General features: G+C 43.2%; 4 protein-coding genes. 1 reads left to right on the top strand and 3 read right to left on the bottom strand.

The window, feature by feature from the left end; translation table 11 throughout:
* Positions 1–104: 104 nt before the first annotated feature.
* From B9H04_RS17580 to B9H04_RS17575, 3 genes are all read right to left on the bottom strand, one after another.
* Positions 105–1,238 carry a glycosyltransferase family 4 protein gene (locus B9H04_RS17580; RefSeq protein WP_080508667.1) on the bottom strand — a complete coding sequence of 378 codons (1,134 nt, stop codon included), beginning with the start codon at positions 1,236–1,238 and terminating at the stop codon, positions 105–107.
* A complete protein-coding gene (locus B9H04_RS18445) occupies positions 1,235–2,083 on the bottom strand; it encodes an alkaline phosphatase family protein (RefSeq protein WP_139835154.1) in 849 nt (282 codons plus the stop codon). The genes B9H04_RS17580 and B9H04_RS18445 overlap by 4 nt, the downstream gene beginning before the upstream one ends.
* 120 nt (positions 2,084–2,203) lie before the next feature.
* Positions 2,204–3,238: a glycosyltransferase family 4 protein gene (locus B9H04_RS17575; RefSeq protein ID WP_080508666.1), complete on the bottom strand. Its 1,035-nt coding sequence runs from the start codon at positions 3,236–3,238 to the stop codon at positions 2,204–2,206.
* A 316-nt stretch (positions 3,239–3,554) separates the two neighbouring features.
* Here B9H04_RS17575 and B9H04_RS19365 point away from each other — a divergent pair, with 316 nt between their 5' ends.
* Entirely contained in the window at positions 3,555–3,842 is a 288-nt protein-coding gene (locus B9H04_RS19365) for a UDP binding domain-containing protein (protein WP_321163284.1), read from the top strand.
* The last annotated feature ends 92 nt before the right edge of the window (positions 3,843–3,934 follow it).

The following is a 3,934-nucleotide window of genomic DNA, read 5'->3' as shown; positions in this document are numbered from 1 at the left end:
GTCCTGCGATCAAATATATTGGATCTAGAACAAGATTTGTATCTTGTGTAATTGTGTATATAGTGGTGGTTGTTAGTGAGATTCCAATCAATAAGTCCGTGTGTTTACTTCTCATTTAACAACCCCGTATATAGATTGTCTAGACGAACCCCAATGCTCTCCCATGAAAAACCCTCTTCAAATCGTTTTCGTGCGTTAGACCCTAGTGACCTTCTCTTCCCAGAGCACTCTATCAGTTCTATCAGACTATTTCTGAAAGTTTGAGAATCTTCATCTGGATCATGTATAATCGCCTCTTCACCATCACAGATTCCTAAACCCTCTGCCCCCACTGTTGTTGTTACTATGGGTAGCTCAGCTGCCATGTAATCAATTATCTTTAATTTTGTTCCCCCACCGCGTCGGATGGGTGCGAAAGCAATCTCGGCTCGTCCTAGTAAAGCCTCAAGATTGTCGACAAACCCCACCATCGAAAGATTCTCTGTTTCTATTGAAGGAACTCCTTTTCCAGCGATCACGAAGTGCACATCTCCTGACTCAATTCCCTCAGCGACATCTGAAATTGCTTCAATAGCCTCTTTATTAGGATAGTAATCATATGTGCCATGAAATACAATACATAGGTCTGAGGTTGACATCGCTGGTATTGTATAATCATCTTTGCTACTTGTGATTAGATTTGACCCAGATGGGATAACCTCTATTTTCTCGTCTTCTATGTCATATGTCGAATTAAACCTATTATAGTCCTTGTCGCTTACCGCAACAACTTTATCAGCCAATCGGACCGATAGTCTCTCCAGATTCGAAACAACGATTGGTGCAAAGAGTCTTTTGACGATATTCAGATGGGATATATTACTCTGCTTAATTTTGGCTGCCTCAACGTTCTGGGCATCATAAACTACAGAGAAGTCATAACCCGGTAATTGAGATATTACCTTAGCTGCAGTCACTCCAGAGAATGTTTTTACATGTACGATGTCAGCATCTTTTCCCTTGTCGATTATCTCTCTCCATAGGAATGGGTTAATATCGTTAAGTCTGTCAGGAACTATATTCTTAAACTTATAACAATTCTCAAAGTTAGAATTTTCATTCTGTCCCTGCTCAAGCACCGTTACTTCCCATCCTCGCTTCTCTAATTCGGTTAGGAGGTTATATGCTCTTACTTGATGCCCTTCTGAGGGGTTTGATAAGCTGGTCCCTGGGATTATGGCCAGCACTTTTTTATTCATTGATCTAAATATCCCAGAGATTCAAGTCTCTCGCTGATTTTATTATCGGTTGTGGTTTGTTCATTTTTTTCCAACTTTTCAGATATTGTCGATTTTCGGCTAGTATATGGGAGTTCATACCATGGTACCTCGAGCAGCGCGGGTATATGGATACGATCCCCGTGACCGTATACTCTTGTCGGGAATGGAGATGCTCTTTCACCTAGTGCGTTCCCGTGATCCGATGTGATAACAGTTTTACCCTGAAGTTCGTCTATTAGTTCTCCGATCTGATCTAATACGATTTTGAGGTTATCTTGATAAGCTTCCCAAACTTCCGATTTTGTAACTTTACCTTGACGAAGCTGTTCCCATACAAACCTCGCTTCTGGGACCTCCTCATCAAGTGATTTAGCGCGCGCTCCCACAAATCCAGGATCGCTTTCCAGTTGTTTCTCTCCAATGAAGGGATGATGGGGCTGCATGAAGTGGGAAATTATTTTTTTGTTAGGGAATTCGTTTGATAATCTCACAGTCTCCTCTATCATTACAGAAGGTGTGACTGTTTCAAGTTCTTCATCCCACTTTGTTAGCCAAACATGTTCGGTATGATGGAAAGGTGAATCTAGCACTTTCCGCACGAACGGGTTAGCACTTACATACACGACATCGTCCAGTTCCCTTCGATTAAAATTCTCACGCAAAAACTCAGGAGACCCAGCTCCACGAGATGCCACCTTCCTCAATTCTCCTCCTAAATCATAACTGTCTATGGTTTCAGAGAATAGGTCAAATCTACATCCATCTAATATTATTAGATTATCCCAGTCTTCATCTGCTACATAGAGTCCCTTGTTTTCTTTCATACCATAATATCTCCCTGCTATTTGACTATTGAATATAACATTCCACCAATGCCAGCTATTCCAATTCCTCGATAATGTGTCAACTAGATATGATAGTTCCATAATGATGATTCTGTGTTATTAGACTTGAACTTGTTGATAGCAATTCTCAGTCTGTTCAGCCACATTACTCCAAGAACATTCTTGAGAAATTCTTTTGAATTCTTTTGATATAATCTTCCTCCTTTGTTTACTCTCTCCAATGGATCTGATACCCTTTGCGATACCTATTGGGTCATGTGAGGGTATGAATGCATGTTCCGTGTTAATAACCGATCTGAATGACTTACAGTCGGTAACTAAAGTTGGTGTGTTCCAACTGATACAGTGCGCTAATATGCCAGACATTGAGGTGTATCTCTGATAGGCTAACACTACAATATCTGCACCCCGTATTTCTGCCTGCAACTCACGTTCGGGAATAAACCCGGTTTCAACCGCTATACTACACTCGGTTGGGACTTGTTCAATTTCTTCAACTATACGCTTGTAGTACTGTTTGTTATCGATCGCGCCAATAATTCGCAGGTCAAAATTTGATAGATGAGACATTGCCCTTATAATCTCCACATGCCCTTTAATTGGACGTATCATTCCTGGAACTAATATCTCAATTGGTTCATTAATTTCGACACTTTTATTCATATCTCTATGTATAACTCCATGAGGAATAACTAGCACATTTTTTCGATGTAGTTTGGGTATCATTTCTTTCCTGGCAGTTGTATGGACGATTATGCGGTCCACAAAAACATACAGAAATTGATGATAATAATACACAAACTTGGCCATCGGAATATTTTCGAACCTTTCGTGTTGAGTTAGAACCGTTTCAGTATTGAATAATTTGGCAATCGCAGAAATTATCAGTCCAGATAACAGAAACCTTCCGAAAGTATATTGTATATGAATAACGTCCGATTCTCGAATATCCCCTACAATCCCATCTCTGACTGCTCCAATTGAGCTCCCCCGTTCAAATAATGACTCATAGTCCCAGTTGAATACCTCTAAATTTGTATTATCGGATATTTCCTCTGTTAGATATTGACTATATGTAGCTAGTCCGCCTTCTCGATCCCAGGGAGTTATTAAAAGGACCGAATTGTCATTCATCTCATAGTGCTTGTAGTAGTCACGTAATAAAAGGCTACCTATGTGCTGAATATGCCTCAAAACATCACAAATTTGTCAAAATTTCTCCCAACCTCTGCTTAATGCCGTCAACTCGGATGGAAGTTGTCTACTTAGGAATGTGGCCATCATCCGTGCTGCTACCCGAAGAGGACTACGAACCGCTGAGACTTGATGCTACAACCGAGATCAACGACCAGCAGCCGAAGCGCCTTCTCTCCTTGATGGACAGCCATGTCGACATCGCTGGGAGCACGTCGCCGATCTCGGCCTCGCGTTCAAACCGGACACTGACGACATCCGGAACTCCCGGTCCATCCCCATCATCGAGGGGGTCCAACAGCGTGGCGCCGAGGTCGTCGCCTACGATCCCATCGCCGGCGAGAACATGCGCGAGTACTTCCCCGGCATCCAGTACGTAGAAAGGCCTGCGGCCGTACTCGACGGCGCCTCCGCCGCCCTAATCGTTACCATTGGGAGGAGATCACTACCCTCGACGAGGAGTTCAACGCGATGGCCACGCTCGTCGCCGTCGACGGCCGCCGCACAATCTCTCGAAGAGACGGCATCGTCTACGAAAGACTGACCTGGTAACTGCCGACACAATCAGTTCTCAAGCCCGCTTTGAACCAACCAGCAACAGCCTCGATCACGCCCAAAATTCCCCTCGCCCCCGAC

This window comes from Halorubrum ezzemoulense DSM 17463 (assembly GCF_002114285.1).
GTDB lineage: Archaea > Halobacteriota > Halobacteria > Halobacteriales > Haloferacaceae > Halorubrum > Halorubrum ezzemoulense.
Note: the sequence above shows the minus strand (reverse complement) of the source record. Positions and strands in the feature narration are given on the sequence as shown.